The 23716-nt window shown below is 62.5% G+C and carries 20 protein-coding genes; 8 read left to right on the top strand and 12 right to left on the bottom strand.

The features are described 5' to 3' along the window. Positions 1-23: 23 nt before the first annotated feature. The 5 genes from AC13C2_RS11475 to AC13C2_RS11495 all read left to right on the top strand — a co-directional run bounded on the left by AC13C2_RS11475 (position 24) and on the right by AC13C2_RS11495 (position 5764). A complete protein-coding gene (locus AC13C2_RS11475; protein ID WP_245737573.1) occupies positions 24-584 on the top strand; it encodes a TRAP transporter small permease in 561 nt (186 codons plus the stop codon). Continuing rightward, on the top strand, positions 584-1903 hold the full coding sequence (locus AC13C2_RS11480) for a TRAP transporter large permease (protein ID WP_482886879.1): 1320 nt from the start codon (positions 584-586) through the stop codon (positions 1901-1903). The genes AC13C2_RS11475 and AC13C2_RS11480 overlap by 1 nt, the downstream gene beginning before the upstream one ends. A gap of 59 nt (positions 1904-1962) precedes the next feature. Next, positions 1963-3153: a malonyl-CoA decarboxylase gene (locus AC13C2_RS11485; RefSeq protein ID WP_482886881.1), complete on the top strand. Its 1191-nt coding sequence runs from the start codon at positions 1963-1965 to the stop codon at positions 3151-3153. A gap of 11 nt (positions 3154-3164) precedes the next feature. After that, complete coding sequence (locus AC13C2_RS11490; protein WP_482886882.1) at positions 3165-4679, top strand: AMP-binding protein; 1515 nt, start codon at positions 3165-3167, stop codon at positions 4677-4679. Between the two features lie 356 nt (positions 4680-5035). Continuing rightward, on the top strand, positions 5036-5764 hold the full coding sequence (locus tag AC13C2_RS11495) for a Crp/Fnr family transcriptional regulator (RefSeq protein ID WP_482886883.1): 729 nt from the start codon (positions 5036-5038) through the stop codon (positions 5762-5764). Here AC13C2_RS11495 and AC13C2_RS11500 read toward each other — a convergent pair. From AC13C2_RS11500 to uraH, 4 genes are all read right to left on the bottom strand, one after another. Further along, complete coding sequence (locus tag AC13C2_RS11500) at positions 5761-6780, bottom strand: PAS domain-containing protein (protein WP_339640680.1); 1020 nt, start codon at positions 6778-6780, stop codon at positions 5761-5763. The genes AC13C2_RS11495 and AC13C2_RS11500 overlap by 4 nt on opposite strands. A gap of 197 nt (positions 6781-6977) precedes the next feature. After that, a complete protein-coding gene (locus tag AC13C2_RS11505; RefSeq protein ID WP_482886884.1) occupies positions 6978-8045 on the bottom strand; it encodes an SDR family oxidoreductase in 1068 nt (355 codons plus the stop codon). A 160-nt stretch (positions 8046-8205) separates the two neighbouring features. After that, positions 8206-9462, bottom strand: a complete 1257-nt coding sequence (locus tag AC13C2_RS11510) for a urate hydroxylase PuuD (RefSeq protein WP_424337939.1) — start codon at positions 9460-9462, stop codon at positions 8206-8208. A gap of 33 nt (positions 9463-9495) precedes the next feature. Further along, complete coding sequence (uraH, locus tag AC13C2_RS11515; protein ID WP_482886885.1) at positions 9496-9849, bottom strand: hydroxyisourate hydrolase; 354 nt, start codon at positions 9847-9849, stop codon at positions 9496-9498. A gap of 142 nt (positions 9850-9991) precedes the next feature. Between uraH and puuE the strand changes: the two genes are divergently transcribed. From puuE to AC13C2_RS11530, 3 genes are read left to right on the top strand one after another with little or no spacing between them, the layout of a single operon-like run. Continuing rightward, a complete protein-coding gene (gene puuE / locus AC13C2_RS11520; RefSeq protein WP_482886886.1) occupies positions 9992-11401 on the top strand; it encodes an allantoinase PuuE in 1410 nt (469 codons plus the stop codon). Continuing rightward, the gene (locus AC13C2_RS11525; protein ID WP_482886887.1) at positions 11398-11886 is read left to right on the top strand and encodes an ureidoglycolate lyase; all 489 of its coding nucleotides are present in this window, start codon (positions 11398-11400) and stop codon (positions 11884-11886) included. Before puuE ends, AC13C2_RS11525 begins: the two co-directional genes overlap by 4 nt. A 49-nt stretch (positions 11887-11935) precedes the next feature. After that, positions 11936-13378, top strand: a complete 1443-nt coding sequence (locus AC13C2_RS11530) for a uracil-xanthine permease family protein (protein ID WP_482886888.1) — start codon at positions 11936-11938, stop codon at positions 13376-13378. 50 nt (positions 13379-13428) lie between these two features. On the opposite strand, the gene AC13C2_RS11535 is transcribed toward AC13C2_RS11530, so the two are convergent. From AC13C2_RS11535 to AC13C2_RS11570, 8 genes are all read right to left on the bottom strand, one after another. Then, on the bottom strand, positions 13429-14259 hold the full coding sequence (locus tag AC13C2_RS11535; protein WP_092762758.1) for a bifunctional allantoicase/(S)-ureidoglycine aminohydrolase: 831 nt from the start codon (positions 14257-14259) through the stop codon (positions 13429-13431). Between the two features lie 871 nt (positions 14260-15130). Beyond that, complete coding sequence (locus AC13C2_RS11540; protein WP_482886889.1) at positions 15131-15847, bottom strand: alanyl-tRNA editing protein; 717 nt, start codon at positions 15845-15847, stop codon at positions 15131-15133. Beyond that, the gene (locus tag AC13C2_RS11545; RefSeq protein ID WP_482886890.1) at positions 15844-18285 is read right to left on the bottom strand and encodes a DUF3772 domain-containing protein; all 2442 of its coding nucleotides are present in this window, start codon (positions 18283-18285) and stop codon (positions 15844-15846) included. Before AC13C2_RS11545 ends, AC13C2_RS11540 begins: the two co-directional genes overlap by 4 nt. Next, positions 18282-19307 carry a cysteine synthase A gene (locus tag AC13C2_RS11550; RefSeq protein WP_482886891.1) on the bottom strand — a complete coding sequence of 342 codons (1026 nt, stop codon included), beginning with the start codon at positions 19305-19307 and terminating at the stop codon, positions 18282-18284. Before AC13C2_RS11550 ends, AC13C2_RS11545 begins: the two co-directional genes overlap by 4 nt. A gap of 53 nt (positions 19308-19360) precedes the next feature. Then, complete coding sequence (locus tag AC13C2_RS11555) at positions 19361-20476, bottom strand: NUDIX domain-containing protein (protein WP_482886892.1); 1116 nt, start codon at positions 20474-20476, stop codon at positions 19361-19363. Between the two features lie 18 nt (positions 20477-20494). Then, positions 20495-20956 (bottom strand): TrgA family protein, encoded by a 462-nt coding sequence (locus AC13C2_RS11560; protein ID WP_482886893.1) that lies wholly within the window; start codon positions 20954-20956, stop codon positions 20495-20497. Further along, positions 20956-22167 (bottom strand): class I SAM-dependent methyltransferase, encoded by a 1212-nt coding sequence (locus AC13C2_RS11565; protein ID WP_339640652.1) that lies wholly within the window; start codon positions 22165-22167, stop codon positions 20956-20958. Before AC13C2_RS11565 ends, AC13C2_RS11560 begins: the two co-directional genes overlap by 1 nt. 67 nt (positions 22168-22234) lie before the next feature. After that, positions 22235-23620, bottom strand: a complete 1386-nt coding sequence (locus AC13C2_RS11570; protein WP_092762772.1) for a cryptochrome/photolyase family protein — start codon at positions 23618-23620, stop codon at positions 22235-22237. Positions 23621-23716: the final 96 nt, after the last annotated feature.

Raw genomic sequence — 23716 nt, forward strand, 5'->3', positions numbered from 1 at the left:
CACTGACCCGAAGGAACGCCTGCGTGACCCCCATCGTAACCCGCGAACACCCCGTGGCCATTCGCTATATCGGCCACGTCTCGACCCTCTGCGGCATTGCGGCGTCGCTGATGATCCTGGCATCCGTCCTCATCACCTGCCAGATGATCTTCGTCCGCACGGTCCTTAACCGTTCTACGGTCTGGCAGACCGAAGTGGTGATCTACCTGATGATCGCCGCGACGCTCATCGGCCTGCCCTACGTCCAGAAGCTGCGCGGTCACGTCGGCGTCGACCTGCTGCCGACACTTCTGCCCGCCTCGTTCCGCCGTGCGCTGGCCGGAATAACGCTGGCGGTGACGGCGGCGATGATGGCGGTCATGCTCTTCTACGGCTGGGAAATGTGGTACCTGGCCTGGGTTCGCAACTGGAAGTCGGAGACTGTCATGGCCGTGCCGCTGTGGATTCCGTGGTTGTTCGTGCCGCTAGGGTTCGGCCTTTTCCTTCTGCAACTGGCGGCCGATCTGTGGCTGACTTTGCGCGGCGCTCCGATGGACGAAAAAGGATTGCCCGCGATCGGTCCCGAACCGTTGGAGGAATACTGATGGACCCGCTGGTCCTTGGCGGTCTGGTCGGCATCGCCACGATCATCGTCCTGTTCTCGGGTGTGCCGGTCGCGGTCGGCCTGCTGATCGTGTCGACATTCTTTCTCTTCGTGTTCGACGGCCCGCGCAGCCTTCAGGCCCTGCCGGAGCTGTTCTACGGCGATCTGAATTCCTTCGCGCTGTTGTCGATACCGATGTTCATCATCATGGGCTCCGCCATCGCGTCGACGCGTGCGGGGCCGGATCTCTACGAGGCGCTGGAACGCTGGCTGACCCGCGTGCCCGGCGGCCTCGTCGTCTCCAACCTCGGGGCCTGCGCACTGTTTGCCGCGATGTCCGGCTCCAGCCCCGCGACCTGCGCGGCCATCGGAAAGATGGGCATCCCCGAGATGCGCAAGCGCGGCTATCCGGATGAAGTGGCGGCAGGCTCGATCGCGGCGGGCGGAACGCTGGGCATCCTGATCCCACCGTCGGTCACGATGATCGTCTACGGCATCGCCACCGAGACCTCGATCGGACGGCTCTTCCTGGCGGGGGTGCTGCCAGGCCTTCTCCTCGTCATGCTGTTCATCGCCTGGGCCATCTTCGATACCTGGCGACGGGGGGCTGCGGGCGTGGCGCTGTCGGGGGTACGCTATACATGGGCGCAACGGCTGGAAATTCTGCCCCGCGTGGTGCCGTTCCTGCTGATTATTGCGGGCGTGCTCTATGCCCTTTACGGCGGCATCGCGACACCATCGGAAACGGCGGCCGTCGGCGCGCTGCTGTGCATTGTCGTCGCGGTCGTCGTCTACCGGATGTTCCGGTTCGATGCGCTCTGGGCGGTGTTGCGCGACTCGACGCGGGAATCGGTGATGATCCTTTTCATCATCGGCGCGGCGGGGGTGTTTTCATTCATGCTTTCGTCGCTCTTTGTCACCCAGTCCATCGCGGGGTGGATCGCCGATCTCGATGTGAACCGTTGGGTGCTGATGGCGATCATCAACCTTTTCCTGCTGGTCGCGGGGTTCTTCCTGCCGCCCGTCGCTGTCATCCTGATGTCCGCACCGATCCTGCTGCCGATTATCCTGGCCGCGGGCTTCGACCCCTACTGGTTCGCTGTCATCGTCACGATCAATATGGAAATCGGCCTGATCACGCCGCCCGTTGGTCTCAATCTCTATGTCATCAACGGCATCGCGCCCGATATCTCATTGCGCAAGATCCTCGCTGGATCGCTGCCCTTCGTGCTGAGCATGGTGGTAGCAATCATCATTTTGTCGGCCTTCCCCGGCATTGTGACCTGGCTGCCCGATATCGTGATGGGACCTGAGCTGTGAGGGGCGCGAGCCTTCTGTCTGACCTTGTGGGCCGGGTCGCGGATGCGGGACGGGGTCTTATGTCGGCCCCGCCCGCCCGCGACATCGCCGACCTTTGCGAGGCGGTTCTGTCTGGCAAGGGCGAGGCGACGGGGCTGGCGCAGGCCCGTGCCATCTTCGAGCGTTACGACGCCATGACCGCCGACCGCCGGCGCGTCTTCTTTGGCACCCTGCGCGACCGTTTCGGCGTCGACGCCGCACGGGTCGAGGCTGCGTGGGCGGGCCGGAAAGATGGCGACCTGCGCAACCTGCACACCGCATCGGAGCCTCGCTCGCAGGAACTGATCCGACGGCTCAACCGCGCGCCCGGTGGCACGCGTCGGCTGGTGGCGATGCGGCGCGATCTGCTCGACTTTCTGGCCAAGGATGCCACGCTCAAGCCGCTGGACGACGATTTCCGTCATCTCTTTTCCTCGTGGTTCAACCGCGGCTTCCTCGAGCTGCGCTCCATCGACTGGTCCACCCCGGCGGCCATCCTCGAAAAGATTATCCGCTACGAGGCTGTCCACGAGATCAGCGGCTGGGACGATCTGCGCCGCCGCGTGGGCGCGCCCGACCGTCGGCTCTATGCGTTTTTCCATCCCGCTCTCGCCGACGACCCGCTTATCTTCGTTGAGGTAGCGTTGACGACCGGCATTCCCGGCGACATCGGTGCCATTCTGGCCGAAAGTCGCGAAATGCTGGAGCCGCGACAGGCCGAGACGGCTGTATTCTATTCCATCTCCAATTGTCAGGCGGGACTGCGTGGCATCTCTTTCGGCAACTTCCTCATCAAGCAGGTGGTCGAGGAATTGCGTCGCGAATTCTCGGGCCTCGATACCTTCGTCACGCTCTCGCCGGTACCTGGCCTGCGCCGCTGGGCCAGGGAAAACGCCGACGCCCTGCCACCGCGCCTGTCGAAAACGGCGTCCTCCGATACGCCGGAGGCTTCGGCCCTGGCCGAGTTGACGGCGTATTACATGCTCGTCTCCCGTGCCGACCGCGGCGGTGCCACCGACCCTGTCGCGCGGTTCCATCTGGGTAACGGTGCCCGGCTGGAGCGCATCCATCCCGCCGCAGATCGCAGCCCACGCGGCATGGCAGGGTCCTGGGGCGTGATGGTCAACTATCTCTATGACCTTGCAACGATCGAGCGGAATCACGAAGCCTATTCGACCGACGATCAGGTCATCGCCGCCCCCGCCGTGCGGCGCTTGCTGAAATCACACTGAGAGGGGCCGACATGCCCGACACAAATCATCTGATCCGTGCCCTTCGCTCGGCCTCCGATGGACGCAGCGACGCACTCTTCGCCACCGATACTACCGGGACGGTCACGACCTACGCCGATCTCTGGGACGGGGCAGCCCGCATGGCACAGGCGCTCGTGTCGCTTGGCGTTGAACCGGGCGACAGGGTCGTCATGCAGGTCGAGAAGTCGGTCGCCGCGCTGCAATGCTACCTTGGCACAGTGATGGCCGGAGCAGTCCATCTGCCTCTCAACACTGCCTATACTGCCGCCGAGGTCGAGTATTTCCTGACCGATGCGTCCCCCCGCGTCTTCGTCTGCGACCCGGCCCGGCAGGCGGAGATGAAGACAGCCACGCGCGAGGCCGCGGTCGCCCACATCCTCACCCTCGATGCCGATGGACGGGGCACCCTCGCCGAGGCGATGGAAGACGCGGCCCCCCTGCCCGCAGCCATCCCGCGCGAAGCCGGTGACATCGCCGCGTTCCTCTATACATCAGGCACGACGGGCCGCTCCAAGGGGGCCATGCTGACGCACGGAAACCTTGTCTCGAACGCCGTTGCCCTGCGCGACCTGTGGCAATTCACGGCAGACGACGTGCTGATCCATGCGCTGCCCGTTTTTCACACACACGGCCTGTTCGTCGCGATCAATGTGACCCTGATGGCCGGCGGCCAGATCCTTCTGCACCGCAACTTCGACGCCGCCGCCGTTCTGGCCGACTTCCCCCGTGCCACGACGCTGATGGGCGTGCCGACCTTCTATACCCGGCTGCTGGACCAGCCGGGCCTGACGCGACAGGCGGCTGCACACATGCGCCTGTTCGTGTCCGGTTCCGCGCCGATGCTGACGGATACGCACGCGAAATGGCACGATCGCACCGGACATATCGTGCTGGAACGCTACGGCATGACCGAGACCTGCATGAACACCTCGAACCCCTACGACGGCATGCGCAAGCCCGGTAGCGTGGGCCTGCCCCTGCCGGGGGTGGAGGTGCGGCTGACCGGGGCCGACGGCACCCCCGTGCCCACGGGCGAGCCCGGCGATATCGAGGTGCGCGGCCCCAACCTATTCGCGGGCTACTGGAACATGCCCGAGAAGACTGCGGAAGACATGCGGCCCGGTGGGTGGTTCGCTACCGGCGATATCGGCACGGTGGATGCCGACGGCTACTATACCATCGTCGGGCGGTCGAAGGACCTTATCATTTCGGGCGGCTACAACATCTATCCCAAGGAGATCGAAACGCTGGTGGACGCTGTTCCCGGCGTGGCCGAAAGCGCGGTCTTCGGCGTGCCTCATCCCGACTTCGGAGAGAGCGTCGCCGTTGCCGTCGTCCGCCTGCCGGGCGCAGACCTGAAGGACGAGGATCTGCTTGCTGCCGTGACGCCGGATCTTGCCCGCTACAAGCACCCGCGCCACATCCATTTCCTTGACGCGCTGCCACGTAATACAATGGGCAAGGTACAGAAAACCGAACTGCGACGCATCTTCGGCGGAAACTGATACCGGGCACATTGTCCACTGATCGAACCCGCGTCCCGCCATAGGCCGTGCAAGCCAGTATGGTTGCCGGGAGTCTTGATGGGTCAAGCCAGAGACGTGGACGGAAGATACGGGTCTTGTTCCCCGCGCAACTCCTGTGGCGTGAACCTTCAAGCAACGCGGATTCATTGCCAGTAAACCCATCTTGGTACAGCGCCAGCTCTCCAGGGTTCTGCGCCATCACAGGTGGTCGATAACTCGAAAAAGCGATTTTAAACAGCAATTAGTCACAGAAAGCCGGATTTGCATGGACACCCGGGGCTTGCGCAATACCTGATAGATGAAATCTGCTGGCACACGCCAAGAGGAGGGCGAAGATGACCGTCGAAAAGAGCGATCTTGTTAAACGGGGCATGGCCGCGCGACTGACGGATCGCGAATGGGAAGCCGTCCGCGACTGCTGCACTGAAGTCAGGGATGTTACGGCCAAGACCTTGATCTCGCGAATGGGCGAGTCGCTGGACCGCAGCCTGTTGCTGATAGACGGGATCGTCGGGCGGCATGTTCCCGGACCGCACCGCGATTTTCGTGAAATGGTCGCGCTGGAGGTTCCGGGCGACTTCGTCGATCTGCACAGCTTTCCGATCGGAACCCTGGATCATGACGTGACGGCCATGACGAATGTCAGACTCGCCGTCTTTCCTCACGATCTCCTTCGACAACTGCTTATCGACATGCCTGACGTAGGCATATCTCTCTGGGGTCAGACCGTCATCGACGCATCCATTCACCGTTACTGGTCGTTCCGCGTCGGCGCCCTTCGGGCCAGCGGGCGGATCGCCAATTTCCTGTGCGAGATGGAGACCCGGCTGGGAATGGCTGGACTGGCCGAAGGTCAGAGTTTCGACCTGCCGTTGACGCAGACCGATCTGGGCGAAGCTTGCGGCATGTCCGCCGTGCACGTGAACCGCGTCCTGCGGGAGCTGCGCGAGGCGGGCTGCTGCGTCTTTCAGGACGGTCGCGTGACGATCACCGATCTGCCAAAGCTGACCGAAATCGGTCAGTTCGATCCAGGCTTCCTGACAATCGGACTGAACCGGACCTAGACATGCTCTCCAACGGACATCTGCACATCCACACGCAGGCCATCCGCTTTCCAGTCGAACACGATCGTCCCGCCCATGGCCCCGACGATGGTGCGAATGATCCCGGACCCGCCCTCGCGTTTCGGAACGGTGACGGCTGGACCCCCATTTTCCTGCCAAGCCAGGTTCAGAACACCGCAATCCAAGTGCCAGGATAGGTCGACATGCCCTTGCGGCGCGCTCAGTGCACCGTACTTCACTGCATTGGTCGCAAGTTCATGCAGAATCAGTGTCAAAGGCGTGACCCGGGATTCGGGCAGAACCACGACCGGACCGTTCAATACAACTTGCGTTCCGGCCATCGGAGCATAGGCATGAAGGATGGTCTCGGCGATCTGAGACAGAGCAAGACTTTCCCGTGATCCATCCTCTCCGATCGTGTCGAAATGCGCTTTTCCCAAGGCCAGCAATCGGCCCGTGATCACATCGCGCAAGGCTTCGGATCCTGGATAGTCCCGACTTGTCATCTTGATGACGACGGCCATGACGTTCACGATATTGCGCAACCGGTGAAGCAATTCGCGGGACCGAAGCGCCGCTGCCTCCTTCTCTTTCCTGCGCTGAGACGAGACGTCGAATTGCGATCCGAAATAAAACAGCAAATTGCCGTCCGGGTCGGAAATCGGACCGAGTTGCAACGCATTTATGAATTCCGAGCCATCCTTGCGATAATTCACGATCTCGACTGTCGCCAGCTCCTCGCTGATCAGGACCTCGCGCAACCTCTCGATGCTGTCGCGTGTGGTGCCCGGTCCCTGCAGGAACCTGCAATTCCGACCGATGACCTCCTCCATCGAATAACCTGTCAAATCACAGAAGGCATCGTTCGCGAATACAATGGGATTGTCGGTTTGCGTAGGATCGCTGATGCACAGGGGCATGCGGATATGACTGATTGCCTGCCGGAACACTTCACCTTTGGCTTTGTTCCAACTGGCCGACAGTTCGGCCAGTCGCGCTGCGACGACATCTTCCAATCTTAATCCTTTCGAAATGGACCAGTTGGTGCAGGAATTCTTGAATCATGCCGCACCGCAATGCCCTACGGCGCGCCCCCATAGAACCCAGTTCTCCGGCGTCCTCAAGCCAGCTCACGCAGGGAAATGTACGATGTTATCAAATATCAATATATCATCCGACCGATTTATGCTGGTGCATAATACGCACGGATATCTCAGGATCTGTATTCGGTCGGTCGATGATAGAACGGTAAGGCCGATGTCCCATTCCGATCTTGCTGTGGCGAAGATCCGTTCGCCGGTTTCGTCGAACGCCCGACAAGGATGCCAAGCCCCAGGATAGCTGCGGCCCCGCCGAAGACCAGCACCTTGCGCATAAGATCGCCGTCGACAATCAGTCCGTCATCATAAGCGCGACTGTCATAGGGACCGTGCGCCGTCGCCGCCTGATCCCGAACCGGCCCATCCAGGTTATCGGGTCCATCCTCCGTCGGTCGGTCGGACTTTTGCATGCGAACGCCCTCATCCTCCAATCTGCTCTCCACCACGTCGGGGGCCAGAATATTGCCGACCATCAGTTTCAGCACAGAACTACCGACCAGCATTTCCCGCGCATCCGTATCAATGGCCCGAAGAATACCCCGTGCAGCGACTTCCGGCTGAAATATCGGCGGGGCGGGTTGCGGTTTGCGGTCCATCCGGTTGCGCGCCCAGTCAAATTGCGGCGTGTTCACCGCAGGCAATTGCACCATCGACAATGTAATCGGGCGACCGGCCCGCCTGATTTCAATGCGCAGGGACTGTGTGAAGCCTTCGACCGCATGTTTCGCTCCGCAATAGGCCGCCTGGTTCGGAACGGAGACATAGGCAAGGCCGGACCCGACATTGACGATATTGCCATGCGACATGATGCGCAGCGCAGCGCGGCAGCCGTTTACCGTACCAAGATACGTGGTCTCGGTGATCTTGCGGAACTCCGTCTCGCCGACCTTGTCGAAGGGCGAGAAGCTTGTGAGCATGGCGGAATTGACCCAGATTTCAGGCACACCCAATTCCGCCACGATCCGGTTTGCGGCCTGATCCAACATTGTGCCGTCCGATACATCGACAGCCTCGGTCCAGATGCGGTCGCCCAGTTCGGCCGCCATTTCATCCAGACGTTCCTGCCCTCGCGCCAGAACCGCGACGCGGTATCCCCGGTCCAATAGTGCATCTACTGTCGCGCGGCCCACACCGGCGGACCCTCCGGCGACCACGGCGACGGGATGATGGGTTGGGGACATTGAGGACTCCTGCGGAAATGGCCATGCGACCCAATGGACCGTTTGGTCTAACAAACGCAGGTTCCCACGCAAAAGGTTCCGGCACCCGGCATTCTATCTTCCAGGACAACCGCACGCCGCAGGCACGACCGGACCCGTCTGCGATCTTGCGCAGAAAGGATCAGTCCGTAAGATCCGCAAGCCGATTACCACCTGCCGCATTGAACCACGCGATAAGGGCACGGCGTTCGGCGGACGTGATACCGGTAAGGTTGGCGGGGGGCATGGCCTGCGTCACACCAGCCTGCAAATATATCTGGCGGGCCTGCGCCGCGATGTCTCCGGTGGTTTCCAGATAGACGCCCTTGGGGGCCCACCGCAGGCCGTCCCAGTTCGGTGTGCGTGCGTGACACATCGAACAGCGGCCCAGCACGATGCTCTCGACCTCGGCGAAACCCTCGGCCTGTGCATAGCGCATCTGACTATCGGTCAGCGGCATGGCTTCGATCGCGTCGTAATCGCCGTCCCATGTGGAAGCGGTAGACAACCAGGCAATCACCACGAAAATCACCGCCGTCGCGCCCAGCGTCCAGGCTGGTCCGCTGCCGGTCGCATGCTTTGTATTGAAGTAATGCCGGATCGTGACACCCATCAGGAAGACAAGCGCCGCAATGATCCAAGCGTATTGCGTTCCGAAGGCCAGTGGATAATGGCCCGACAGCATCAGGAATATCACCGGCAATGTCAGATAATTGTTATGCGTCGACCGCAGCTTGGCGATCTGACCGTACTTCGGGTCAGGACTGCGCCCGGCCTGCAGGTCGGCAACCACGACGCGCTGGTTCGGCATGATGACGAAGAAGACATTGGCCGTCATGATCGTCGCCGTCATCGCACCCAGATGCAACAGGGCGGCGCGCCCGGTAAAGACCTGATTGAGCGCCCAACTGAATACGACGATCCCCACAAACAGAATTAACATCACTGTCGTCGGTCTTGTTTTCAAAGGGGATTTGCATAGCAGGTCATAACCGATCCAACCCGCAGCAAGGAACGCCGCCGAAATCGCGATGGCTTGCCATGTGGTCAGGTCGGCTTTGGCCGGGTCGATCAGGAATAACTCCGCCCCGGCCCAGTAGACGACCGCCAGAAGAGCCGCGCCGGACAGCCATGTGGCATAGCTTTCCCATTTGAACCAGATCAGGTGGTCGGGCATGTTGTCCGGCGCGACCATATATTTCTGGATATGATAAAAGCCGCCGCCATGGACCTGCCATTCCTCGCCCGACGCGCCGGGGGGCAAGGGCACGTTTTTTCGCAGGCCCAGGTCCAGCGCGATGAAATAGAACGACGACCCGATCCACGCGATCGCGGTTATGACGTGCAGCCAGCGCACCGCAAAGGCCAGCCAGTCCCACATGATGGCAAGATCGTACATCGGCAGCATCTCCGTCGTCGGTGGCAGGCAGGCTCAGCTGCCGCGATAGGTGGTATAGCCAAACGGCGACAGCAAAAGCGGCACGTGGTAATGCGCCGCCTGTGACATGCCGAACCGCAACGGCACGATGTCGAGAAACCTGGGGCTTTCCGACGGTACGCCGCAGCGATCGAAATAATCACCGCAGTGAAACACCAGTTCATAGGTTCCCGCCGTGAATTCCGTCGCCGGCAGGATCTGCGTGTCGGTGCGTCCGTCGACGTTGGTCGTCAGGACGCGCAGCGGCGTCCGGGCATCGCCATCGATGCGGTACAGGTGAACTTCCAACCCCTCGGCGGGGCATCCGCGCGCCGTGTCCAGAACGTGCGTCGTAAGGTATCCGGCCATCGCATGCTTTCCTTTTGCAAGTCGTAAGGATGCAATGCGCGCGAGCCAAGGTGAAGTGGAGAATCCCGAAAATCCCGCCCCTTCCCTTGAAAGTCACCGCAAAGCTGTCGCCATATAACCGTCAGCACCGCAGGAGCCGCCGATGACCCGATATCCCCGCGACCTACAGGGCTACGGCCCCACGCCGCCGGACCCGCAGTGGCCGAACGGCGCGAAGATCGCCGTTCAGATCGTCCTGAATTACGAAGAAGGCGGTGAAAATAACATTCTGCATGGTGATGCGGCGTCCGAAGCCTTCCTGTCGGAAATCGTAGGGGCCGCCGCCTGGCCCGGCCAACGCCACGCCAATATGGAATCGATCTATGAATACGGCGCCCGCGCAGGCTTCTGGCGACTGCACCGGATGTTGCGCGATTTGCCTGTAACCGTCTATGGGGTTGCCACTGCACTGGCCCGGTCGCCCGCACAGGTGGATGCGATGCGGGATGCCGGTTGGGAAATCGCGTCGCACGGTCTGAAATGGATCGAGCACAAGGACATGGCGGAAAACGACGAACGCACCGCCATCGCTGAAGCCATCCGCCTGCATACCGAGGTTGTGGGCACGCCACCGCGGGGGTTCTACTGCGGGCGATCATCGGAAAACACGATCCGGCTGGCCACCGGGACAGGGGCCTTTGCATATGTTGCCGACTCTTATGCCGACGACCTGCCCTATTGGATTGAAGTGGGTGACAGGGATCAGTTGATCGTGCCCTATACGCTGGACTGCAACGACATGCGCTTTGCCACGCCACAGGGGTTCAATGCGCCCGAACAGTTCTTCGACTACCTGCGCGCCACTTTCGATACGCTGCACGCCGAGGGTGTCGCGGGTGCGCCCAAGATGATGTCCGTCGGGTTGCATTGCCGCCTGGTCGGTCGCCCGGGTCGGGCCGAAGCCCTGCAACGGTTTCTCGACCACGCGCGGACCAGGGGTGATGTCTGGTTCGCCACCCGCGAACAGATCGCCGACCATTGGGCCGCAACCCATCCCCATACACGGCGCGAAAACCCCAGCCAGATGGATCGCGATAGTTTCGTCGCCCGCTTCGGTGGTATTTTCGAGCACTCGCCGTGGGTCGCGGAACGCGCCTTCGATCTGGAGCTAGGTCCTGCGCACGACACGGCAGTCGGGTTGCACAGCGCCCTCTGCCGCGCCTTCCGCTGCGCGTCCGAGGACGACCGCCTTGGCGTCCTGACCGCGCATCCCGATCTGGCTGGCAAACTGGCTGCGGCCAGGCGTCTGACGGAGGAAAGCACCTCGGAACAGGCCAGTGCGGGCCTGGATGCCCTGACCGACGACGAGCGTGCGATATTTACCCGGCTGAATACCGAATATGTCGCGCGCCACGGGTTTCCCTTCATCATCGCGGTGCGCGACCACGACAAGAGCAGCATCCTCGCCGCGTTCCAAAGCCGCGTTGCTCATGATCGCGCCCGCGAATTCGACGAGGCCTGCCAGCAAGTCGAGCGCATCGCCCTGCACCGCCTGAAAGCCATTCTGCCATGACCCGCACGATCCGGCCCGAACCGCTGACGGCCAAGGCTTTCGCCCCGTTCGGCGATGTGCTGGCCGCTTCCGGTGATGCCGATAAAATCATCAATCAGGGTCTCTGTAGCCGCTTTCATGACCGTGCCCGGCTGGACTTCATGGAAGGACGCGCCGGGATCAGCATTTTCGATGCCGTCCCGCGCAGCCTGCCGCACGATCTGGACATGATGGAACGACATCCCGACGGGTCTCAGGCCTTCGTGCCGATGCACCAGAACGACTGGCTGGTGATCGTGGCCGCCGACGCCGACGGGACGCCGGGCGCGCCCCGCGCCTTTGTTGCCTCACAGGGTCAGGGCGTAAACTTTCATCGCGGCACATGGCACGGCGTCTTGACGCCTTTGGCCCCACCGGGCCTGTTTGCGGTCATCGACCGGATCGGACCGGGCGACAACCTGGAAGAACATTGGTTCGAAACCCCCTGGCGGGTAACGGCCAACTGATCGGGAACCGCCGACAAGAGCGGTCCCACCACACCAAGAGGGATACGAAATGACCGACACATCCATCGGAACGCCGGAGCAGCTCCGCGATCCGGACTATACTCCACCGCTCCACAAGGCGATCCCGCTGGGCATCCAGCACGTCCTCGCCATGTTCGTCTCGAATGTCACGCCTGCGATCATCATCGCGGGTGCGGCGGGCTTCGGCTTCGGGTCGAACTCTCCCGATTTTCCGGAACTGCTCTACCTGATCCAGATGTCGATGCTGTTCGCTGGCGTTGCCACCCTGTTGCAGACCATCACGCTGGGGCCGGTCGGTGCGGGCCTGCCCATCGTGCAGGGCACATCCTTTGCCTTCCTGCCCATCATGATCCCGCTGGTTGCGGGCAAGGGTGTCGATGGCTTGGCCGCGCTGTTCACGGGCGTCATCATCGGCGGTCTGTTCCACACGCTGATCGGCACGTTCATCGGCAAGATCCGCTTTGCGCTGCCACCGCTGGTCACCGGCCTTGTCGTCACGATGATCGGCCTGGCGCTGGTCCGCGTCGGCATCCAGTACGCGGCAGGCGGCGTTCCCGCCATCGGCACGCCGGAATACGGCAGCCTGCTGAACTGGTCGGCGGCACTGGTCGTCATTGCGGTGACGCTGGGCCTCAAGTTCTTCACCCGCGGCATGCTGGCCGTCTCGGCGGTGCTGATCGGCCTGATAGTCGGCTATGTCTATGCATTGGGCGTCGGCATCCTGACGGTCGAGGCCATCACCTCATCGTGGAACCGCTCCGCCGCCTTCGCCCTGCCCCAACCCTTCAAGTATGGATTCGAGTTCAGCGTCGCGGCCATCGTCGGCTTCTGCCTGATGGCCTTCGTCTCGGCCATCGAGACGGTCGGTGACGTGTCGGGCATCACCAAGGGCGGGGCGGGACGCGAAGCCACCGATACGGAGATCCAGGGCGCGACCTATGCCGACGGTCTGGGTACTGCGATTGCAGGCGTGTTCGGCGGGTTCCCGAACACATCGTTCAGCCAGAACGTCGGCCTGATCGCGATGACCGGCGTGATGTCGCGTCACGTCGTGACCTGCGGCGCGATTTTCCTGATCATCTCGGGACTGGTGCCGAAAGTCGGCGGCGTCATCCGAACAGTGCCCATCGAGGTCTTGGGCGGTGGTGTGATCGTGATGTTCGGCATGGTCGTCGCGGCGGGCATTTCGATGCTGTCCGATGTCGACTGGAACCGGCGCAACATGGTGATCTTCGCGGTCTCCCTGTCGATTGGCCTTGGCCTTCAGCTGGAACCGGGCGCAGTGCAGTATCTGCCTGAATGGGCGCGTGTCCTGATGGTCTCGGGTCTGTTGCCTGCGGCGTTCATCGCCATCATCCTGAATCTCGTTCTGCCCGAACACCTGTCAGATGAGGCAACCGAGGAAGTCTCTGGCGGCATGGCCGGACGCAGGCAGCCAGAGGGCATCCCGCTGGAGACCCCGCGCCACTAGGATATCCGGCCCCCGCTTACGGGCGGGGGCCGTTCCGGATCGAACCGTCGCTAGCCAGAACGCGGCAACGCCATATGCCGGTTCACATCCTTGTAGAGCAGATACCGGAACGGCCCCGGCCCACCCGCGTAACAGGCCTGCGGACAGAATGCGCGCAGCCACATGTAATCGCCCGCCTCGACCTCGACCCAGTCGGCGTTCAGGCGGTAGACAGCCTTGCCCTCCAACACATACAGCCCGTGTTCCATGACGTGCGTTTCCAGGAACGGGATCACACCGCCCGGCTGAAACGTGACAATGGTGACATGCATGTCGTGGCGAAGATCGGTCGGATCGACAAACCGCGTCGTAGCCCAGGCACCGTCGGTGTCGGGCATGACGGTCGGCGCGATGTCGGCATCGTTCAGGATCAGCGGGTCCGGAGCGTCCAGCCCCTCGACCGCGACATAGGCCTTGCGGATCCAGTGGAACCGCGCGACTGCACCGCCGTCGTTGCGCAATGACCAGTCCGCGCCCGCAGGGACATAGGCATAGCCGCCTTCGCCCAGATCATGCGCCTGCCCCGCCACCGTAAGCGAGACGGTGCCCTCGACCACGAACAACACGCCCTGTGCGCCCGCGTCGGTTTCGGGCCTGTCCGACCCACCACCGGGCTGAACCTCCATGATATAGTGACTGAAGGTCTCGGCGAACCCCGACAGGGGCCGGGCGAGGACCCAGAGGCGCGTGGCTGTCCAGAACGGCAGGAAACTGGTCGTGATATCGCGCATCGTCCCTTTGGGGATCACGGCATAGGCTTCGGTGAAGACGGCGCGATCGGTCAGCAGGTCGGTCTGGGGCGGGTGGCCGCCCCTGGGGGCGAAATAGGGTGTCTTTGACATGCCTGCTCCGGATTATTGATTGGCGATGCGACAGACATGAACCCGGCGCAATTGCCGCAACTTGTCGGGCGACTGTCCCCGATGTCAACGTGTCCGGCCCGCGCGGGGTCACGATCTACGTATCGTGCGGGCGCCAGCAGCGTCCAGGCGTCCGCCGCAATCCTCTGCGGATGGCGCATAGTTCAGGGCGGCGAATTCCGATCTTGCACCACCGAGCCCGCAGCCTGACCGAAGACGGATCGAGAGCGCCTGGACAACAGGTTGGCCGCGACTTACGAAATATTTCGGCAGCTATACACACAATTACAAATAGTTAAGGCAGGTATTACAGGTTGACGGGAAATGCCTGACACGCATGAATCACCCGTTCGTGATAATAGTTAACAATACGTTAAGACGCGTTAGTTTTTTTACCAGTTCGATTCTTTTCATGTTCAATCCCGATCCTTCCTACAACTTGGGCTTCGGCAGGTCTGCACTGTCGTCGATTTCCGGTCGTACGACCCCGGTTTGCTCCACGGTCACTCACAGATCCGCCCGCACCGGGATCGTGCCCTGGAACGAGGCCGACCACCGCATCTGCACCCTGGCTCACACCGGGGTATTGATCGCGGTGGCCGCGCCTTTGTTCGCTGCAATCTCATACGTGTTGCTTGGCATGCGGGGGGCGTCGATCCGGTATCGCAGCCCGCGCCCTCGTCGCGATGACGCATAGTCCAGCCAGTCAGATTCTGACCCATTGACCGCGCCCCCCGCAGATGAAGTATGGCACCTCGCCCCCTGCCCATAAGACTTAGGGACGCAATTCCCGCCTGGGGTATATCTGCGGGAGCCTGGGCCATGCGTACCGCGCCTCCGACCCGTCCCCACCTCAGACCAGAATGATCGAGATCCGCCGGTTGGACTTGCCCTTGTTCTCGATCTTGCCGACCTCGACCGCGCCGATCTCGGCGGTGGAGCGGACATGCGTGCCGCCACAGGGTTGCAGGTCGACCGGCGCATCGGTGGTTCCGATCCGCACCAGGCGGATATGCCCGGCCCCGCGCGGCGGCTGCACGGACAGAGTCTTGACCAGGCCCGGATTGGCATCCAGCTCGGCTTCGGTGATCCACTCCTCGGTGACGGCATGATCCTCGGCGATCAACTGGGTCAGCCGGTCCTGAATGAAATCCCGATCAAAGATCACCTCGGGCATGACGAAATCCAGCCGCGACTTCTCCGCTCCGATCTGACCTCCTGTTACCGGCAACGGCACCACGACCGACAGAAGATGTAACGCCGTGTGCATCCGCATGAAACGGTGGCGACGGTCCCAGTCCAGACGCATCTCGATCTCGGCCCCCAGCGGCGGCAGCGGCGATTCCTCGGCGGGGACCAGAACGATGGCGTCCTCCACCCCCTTGACCGCGCCCGCAATATCACAGCCGCCACAGTCCCAGGCGATATGCCCGCTGTCGCCGGGTTGACCGCCGCCCTTGGCATAGAAGATCGACGCATCAGGCACGATCCCACCCTCGGGCGTCAGCGCCATCACACGGCCGACGGCGGACTTCCGATAGGGATGGGTGCGGTACAGCATGTCGGTCATGTCGTCTCGGGGGGCTGGTCGGGCGTGTGATCGGATGGCGGGGCAGTATCGGGCGCGGTTGTCCGCAGCACCTCGGGGTTTCGTAACCAGATATCGCGTTGCGCGAAAGGAATCTCCAGATCTTCCGCCTTGAAACGTTCTGCAATCCCGTGGTTCAGCTCCGACGCGACGATCGGCCTGAACAGGATATCGCGCAAGACGACGCGAATCGTAAAGTTCAGGCTATCCGCCCCGAACCCGTCGAACGTCACCAGAGGGCCGGGGTTGAGCACGACCATCGGATGGGCTTCGGCCACTTCGGTCAGGATCTTCTCGACCCGGCGCGTATCGCTGCCATAGGCCACGCCGACCGTCAGAACCACGCGCCCGGAGGAATTCTGCAAGGTATAATTGGTCACAACTCCAGAAATCAGATCCGCGTTCGGCACGATCACATCCTGACGGTCGAACGTCTCGATCCGGGTGGAGCGCACCGAAATCTCGCGCACGAATCCCTCGACCCCGCCGACGTTCACCCAATCGCCCAGTTTGATGGGACGCTCGATCAGCAGGATGACACCCGACACGAAGTTCTGCACGATGGTCTGCAGGCCGAAACCGATACCGACCGACAGAGCACCCGCGACAATGGCCAGACCGCTCAGGTTGATGCCCGCCGCCGTGATGGCGACCAGCGCGGCAACCGTGATCCCGAGATAGCCGGTGCCGGACAGAATGGCGTTGGTCCCGCCCGTATCCAGCTTGGTCTTGGGCAGCACACTGATGCGCAACACACCCTTCAGCAGACGGACGATCATGTAGCCCAGCGCGAAGACAATCGCGAAGGTCATGAAACTTGCGGGCGAAATATCGGTCCCGGCGATGGTGAAACCGCGCAGGAACCTTGTCCACCATTCCGCCAGAACCGTCCCGCGCACCCCCCAGATCATAGCGAACGCAGGCGCAGATGCGATGGCCAGTGCGAACCCGATCAGCGTCGGTGTCAGCGCATCGCGTCCGGCATCCGACCGGCGCGTCACGGCGGCATAGATGTCGAACGCCAGCCCCTGAAGGATGCCGATCAGCATGATCAACGCCAGCGACATGACAGAAGGCCAGAGGATCGCTCCGGCCAGATTGACATAGCCGACCGCCGAGATGACCGGTGTCACCAGCCCGACGACGATCAGCGCCCGGCCCAGAAAACGCAGGACCTGTGCCCAGAACCCTTCCGCTTCGTCGTCGCGCGCGGCAAGTCCCTGCGACAGGAACAACTGACCCAGCCGGAACAGGATCAGCCCGGCAAATGTCAGGATGACGAAATGCGACACCGCACGGCTGACCGCCGGGTCGGCGGATGTGGGCGCAATCACCTCGACCGCGAAGGCGCAGGCCAGAAGGAAACCCAGCATCAGCGCATGCCGTCGCGCCTCGGCCCGACGCTCGGGCGCGACCGGCAGGAACGCCTCAACCGTTTCTCGCCGCGGCAGGGCCTGTAACGCCAGCCAGCGCGCCAGCAGCGTGACCAGCCCCATGATCGGCAGTGTCGTCGTGGCCACTGCAACGCGCGGACCTTCGGCCCCCATCAGTTGCAGGATACGGACAATCGCAAACAAGCCCAGTACCGGCAGGATAAGACGGATCAGCGAAATCCCCAGCAGGATGATACGCACTATTGCGCTGTCCGCCTCATCCCTGGCGATGCGGTCGCGCAGGCGGGCCAGCCAGACGCCCGATCTCCAAAGGAGCATGACCGCCACAAAGATCAGCAGCCCCAGTTCAACCCCGCGCGACTGCCAGACGGCGCGGTCCGTGGGGGTGGCGAACGGCTGCCACATTTCCCGCCCGAAAGCGGCAAGCCAGCTTCCGATGGCGGTTACGGTTGGCAGCCAGTTGACTGGATTGAGTGGCGCGGGACCTTTTTCCAGGACTCGCTTTGTGCGGTCCTGCTCGATCAGGCGGTCCGTTTCGGCGATCAGACCATCGGCGCGGGCGAATTCGGCCTGCGCCAGGCGGACCGGAGCCATGAGCGTTTCCAGCTGGGCATTCAGGTCTGCGCGCTGCGACGCAATATCGGGTGCCTCGGATGACCCTTCTTGGGGAGCCGGGCCGAGCGCTTCTATCTGCGTCTTCAGCGTCGCGATGCGCTCTGCTCCTACCTCGCGGTCCCCGGAAAACTGCGTCCGCCAGCGAACCAGATCGGACCGCAACCTTCCCAGAGCCTCGATCGAAGCCGCTCCGTTGTCGATCACATCGCGCGCGCGTTTTGCCAGATCGGTCCATTCCGGGGACTCGGCGGCAGGCGTGGCTGCGTTCTGCGGCTGCGCGGTCGACGACGGCGTGGAGGTTTGCGGCGAAGTACTTGGCTGGGGTGCAGTGGCGTCCTGCGCCGCCACCGGCAGCACCAGCACCAACCACACCAACACGGCACTCAGAACACGGATTGGTGACCGGATCATTCGAATGCCGTCGGCACCTCGCGCGGTGGACCATCCAGCCAATGCGGCACCGGCAGCCCCTTTTCGCGCAGGAACGCGGGATTCCAGAGCTTCGACTGATAGCGCGATCCATAGTCGCACAGGATTGTCACGATTGTATGCCCCGGCCCCATATGCCGTGCCATCTGCATCGCTCCGCCGATGTTGATGCCGGTCGAACCGCCCATGCAGAGACCCTCGAATTCCAGCAGATCGAAGACGATGGGCAGCGCTTCCTCGTCGGTCACCTGACAGACGAAATCGGGGGTAAACCCTTCAAGGTTGTCGGTGATGCGGCCCTGCCCGATGCCTTCCGAAATGCTGTTGCCCTCGGACGCCAGCTCTCCGTTCTTATAGAAGTTATAAAGCGCCGCGCCCATCGGATCGGCCAGCCCGACCTTGACGCCCTTTGGCTGCAGAACCTGGGCCACGCCCGCCACCGTGCCGCCCGACCCTGCGGCACAGATGAAACCGTCGATGCGGCCATTCAATTGCTCCCAGATTTCGGGGGCAGTGGTTTCAACATGCGCCTGCCGGTTCGCGGTGTTGTCGAACTGATTGGCGAAGATCGCGCCGTTCGGTTCGGTCTCGGCCAGCTTGTCCGCCAATCGGCGGGCATAGTGGATGTAATTGTTCGGATCGCGATACGGCTTGGGCGGCACCTCGACCAGCGTGGCCCCTGCAAGGCGCAGCATGTCCTTCTTTTCCTGGCTCTGGCTGTCGGGAATGACGATCACCGATTTGAACCCCATCGACGCGCCCACCAGCGCCAGACCGATGCCTGTGTTTCCGGCGGTGCCTTCGACTATCGTGCCACCGGGTTTCAACGCGCCCGACGCCAACGCATCGCGAATGATATACAGCGCCGCGCGGTCCTTTACCGACTGACCGGGGTTCAGAAACTCCGCCTTGCCCAGAATTTCGCAGCCGGTGTCGTCGCTGACCCGGTTCAGCCGGATCAGGGGCGTGTTACCGATGGCCTCGGTCAGGTTCTGATGGATCATGTCTGGGCCTCCGGATGGGTTACAATCCCATCTACCCCTCGGTCGTCATGGCTTCAACCGCGTAGCGTGTCCCGGTTGAGCGCCAGCCACTGCGCAGAAATGATCAACGGTGCATTCACCGCTTCGCCCGACGCGACCATCGCCAGCAAATCGTCCAGAGGCACCACGTGGACACGAATGTCTTCGTCCTCGCCGTCCAGACCGTGCAGGCCGTCGCTGTCGTCCGGCAGATCGCAGACCGCTACGTAGGAGTGTAATATCTGCGCCAGACCACCGGGACTGGGATAGTAACGTCCAACAAAATGAAAGTTTTGCGGGTCGACGTTAAGACCCGCCTCCTCCGCCGTTTCGCGGATGGCCGCGGTCTCGGCCGTCTCGCCCGCGTCAATCAGACCGGCGACAGGCTCCAGCATCCAGGGCTGCGGATCGCCCTTGGCCAGCGCACCGATACGGATCTGCTCGACCAGCAGGACGCGCTCACGCACCGGGTCATAGGGCAAAACCGTCGCCGCATCCGTGGCATGAGAGATCGCGCGCTGCAGAACGCCCGAACGGGTGCCGTCGAAGCGCGGATAATCCAGATGCCATTCCTCGACCCGATGAAACCCTTCATAGGGATAGTCGACCCGCTGAACGTCGACCTGATCGGTCCGTCCCTCGCCCCCGACAGTTGCGACCCTGCGGTGGTTCCGCGCCGCGACGATACCCTCCGCACGCGACTGGACCACGTCACGCCGTGCCGCAATTTCAGCGGGCGTCACCCGCCCCATGCCGCGCATCACTTCGGCGGCGGCCAGCCGGGTCCGCGCGCCATGCGCCGCAACCCAATCGGTCAGCGACCAGGGCACACCCGCGCCTCCGGCCCCGCCGACCTCCCGATAGACCAGAGCAGAGACTGCCCCCTCGGGCCCGTCCACCGTTACCGCTTCGGGGGCATATCCGAAGGCCACTTCGTACCAGTCCAACCGGGCCTTGGCCGTGCCGTCCAGTGGGGCGGTCAGATACCCGGTTGCCTGCCCCCCGCAGACCAGCACAGGCCAGTCACCCGCCATCGCACGTTCGACCGACCAGTTGTTCAGCGTGGCGCGTATGCAGCCGACATCGCCCCCAGCCACATCGGTCAGAAGCGCATCCCACATAAGGGTTCCGAACAGGAAATAGCGGCTCATGTTCCGGTCAGCGCTGGTTCATCGCATCGTGCGACCGACGAGGCCGCCGATCAGCCCGACAACCGCACCGCCACCGAACAGCAGGCCCATCACAACCGGATGGAAGACTGTCACCGCGTCTTTGACCAAGAACCCCATCCAGGCCGACGCCGCCGTACCGATGGCGGTGTATTTGCCCTGCAGCGACTCGGCGATCATGACTCCGAAGGCGTGAAGCAACAGACCCAGAACCAGCAGTATTGCCGCCCCTCCGATGCCCGCCGTTATGACATTGGTGACGGTGTTGCCCCGCATCGTCGGCCCCGACGCGATCCGCCCGATATACCGCCACCCGATCAACAGACCGCCGAAGGCCAGAAATTCGCGGAACAGGCCGACGCGCGTCCCTTCCTCCAGCGTATAGCGGACAATGGCTTCGCCTACAGCCCAGGCCAACGCGGCAAACAGGATGGCACTGACAAGTTTGGCGGGGGTTGGCATCAGGTTGGCTTTCGGACCGTCATCTGGATGACGTCACACATGCCATATTCAAACGCCCCCGCACAGCCCGTCAGATACAGGTTCCACATCTTGCGAAACCGCTCGTCGAAACCCTGTGCCGCGACCTCGTCCCAACGGTGGTTGAACCGGTCATACCAGCGCCGCAGCGTGATTGAATAATCCTTGGCAAGACTGATCGACCCGCGATCCTCCAGCCCGGCGCGCGCAAGTTGTTCGGCCAGCTTCATCGGCGCAGGCAGCATGCCACCCGGAAAGATATATTTCTGGATGAAATCGACGCTGCGTGTATACACCGCCCACCGCGTGTCCGGCACCGTGATGATCTGTAACGACGCCTGCCTGCCGGGATGCAGCCGGTCGCGCAGCGTGTCGAAATAGACCGGCCAGTATTCGCGGCCCACCGCCTCGAACATCTCGATCGACGCGATACCGTCGTACACGCCTGTCTCATCGCGGTAATCCTGCAAGCGGAACTCGACCAGATCGGAAAGTCCAGCTTTTTCAATGCGCTCCTCGGCGAAGTTCAACTGCTCCTTACTTAGCGTAAGCCCGGTAACGCGCAGCCCCCGCTCCGCGGCGGCATATTCCGCAAAGCCACCCCAGCCACAGCCGATTTCCAGGACGTGATCGCCCGGCTGCACCTCCATCCGGTCGATGATGGACTTGTATTTCGCGGTCTGCGCAGTCTCCAGCGGGTCCTGCGATGTGGCGAACATGCCAGACGAATAGGTCATCGTCTCGTCCAGCCACAGACCATAGAAATCATTCCCCAGATCGTAGTGCTTGGAGATGTTCTTCCTTGCCTGCGCCTTTGTATTTCGCAGCATCCAGAACCGCACCTTTTCATAGGCTTGCACCAGTTTCAGCCCGGGGAACTTCTGGATCAGCATGTCCCCTTCCTTGTTGATGTAATCGAACACCGCCTGCAGGTCGGGAGTCGTCCACGACCCGTCCATATAGGCCTCCATGAAACCCACATCGCCTTCGCGCACAAGACGGGCGAACACATCCTTGTTGTGGGTCACGATTTCGGCCACGGGTCCGGGCGACGCGCTGTCGTGGCGGAACCGGCGGCCATCAGGCAGCACCACGTCCATGCGGCCCGACTGCGCGCCCTGCGCCATCGCGAACGCCCGCTTGAAGTAACGCGGAAGACCGGCCTGTCCGTCCGTGGTCGTGAATGCGTTCATGTTAATCCCTTTGATATTGGTGGAAGAAAACCACCCTGCGATCGGTTTCTGCAAGAAAAATTCGCAGCTATCCGTCGTCCCGTTGCTTGTATGCATCCAATGCGCGCACTCGTCCCTCGGACAGACCGACGATAGGCTCGGACGGACGGCCGGATCGGCGCGTCATGTTCCAACTGCGCGGGATCGCCTCGAAAAATGCATCATTTTCCAGCCATCTACGCCGGTAAATGCCGTTTGGATCGAATTTTTCGGCCTGTGTCTCGGGGTTGAAGATACGGAAAAACGGCGAGGCATCCGGCCCCGACCCCGCGACCCACTGCCAGCCCATCGCGTTCGACGCGGGGTCCCAGTCGACCAGCGTATCCGCGAACCAGTCGCGTCCCAGTTTCCAGTGCGTCATCAGATGCTTGGTCAGATAGCTGCCGACCAGCATCCGGGCGCGGTTGTGCATCCGCCCGGTCACATACAGCTCCCGCATGGCGGCATCCACGACGTCCATCCCGGTGCAGCCGCGCCGCCAGGCTTCGGCATCGGGGTTATCCTCCCGCCAAGGAAATGCGTCCCACTCGGGCTTCCAGTTCTCGGTGACCAGGCGCGGCGTATGATAAGCCAGATGATGCGCGAAATCGCGCCAGACGATCTCTTTCAGGAAGGTTTCGGCCCCCGCCTTCCCATCCTCCATCGCGCGTTTGCCCGCGAACCAGCATTCCCGCACGCTGATCTCGCCATAGGTCAGGTTTTCGCTCAAGCCGGAGGTGCCGTCGACCGCCAGCATGTCGCGCGCGTCACTGTAATCGCCGACCTTTTCGTCCAGAAACCCCACCAGCCGGTCGCGCGCCGCCTGTTCTCCGACGTGAACGTGTTGCGCCACGACCGAAGCGCCGCGCCCCATCGCGCGGCCCAGATCCCAGTCGCCCGGAGTATCGCTGGCGGGCCAGGCGTCAGGCGCGCGCAATGCCTTCACCGGGGCCAGCGGCGTCTCCGGATCGCGGGTGCGAACCGATTTCCAGAACGGCGTGAAAACCTTGTAATAGCCCCCGGTCCCGGTCTCGACCGTCCATGGCTCGAACAGCACATGGCCCTGAAACGACCGCGCCTCGATGCCGCCTTCGCGCAGCTTTTCCTTCACCTCGGTATCACGTGCCCGCTCGTTGGGCACATAAAGACGGTTCCAGACCACTGTCTCGGCCCCGGTCTCCGCGATCAGCGCCCGCAGCACATCCAGCGCGCGCCCCCGTCGCAGGACCAACCGCGACCCGATACCCTCCAAGGCGGTCGTTACTGCCTCCAGACCCAGACCCAGCCGCCATGCCGGGGCGGCGCCCCATGTCTCGACCACCTCGTCCAGAAGGAACACTGGGATGACGGGATGCCCCGACTTTGCCGCCCAATCCATTGCCGGATTGTCAGTCAGCCGCAGGTCGCGGCGCATCCACAGAATGATCGGCGTCATCCAAGACCCTTCGTCATATCGAAGGGATCATAGGGCCATCCGTCCGGTCGCCCAGCTTCCTCTTGGTAAAAATATCCACGTTTCCGGGCCGAGGCC

Source organism: Jannaschia sp. L-14R, assembly GCF_056857695.1.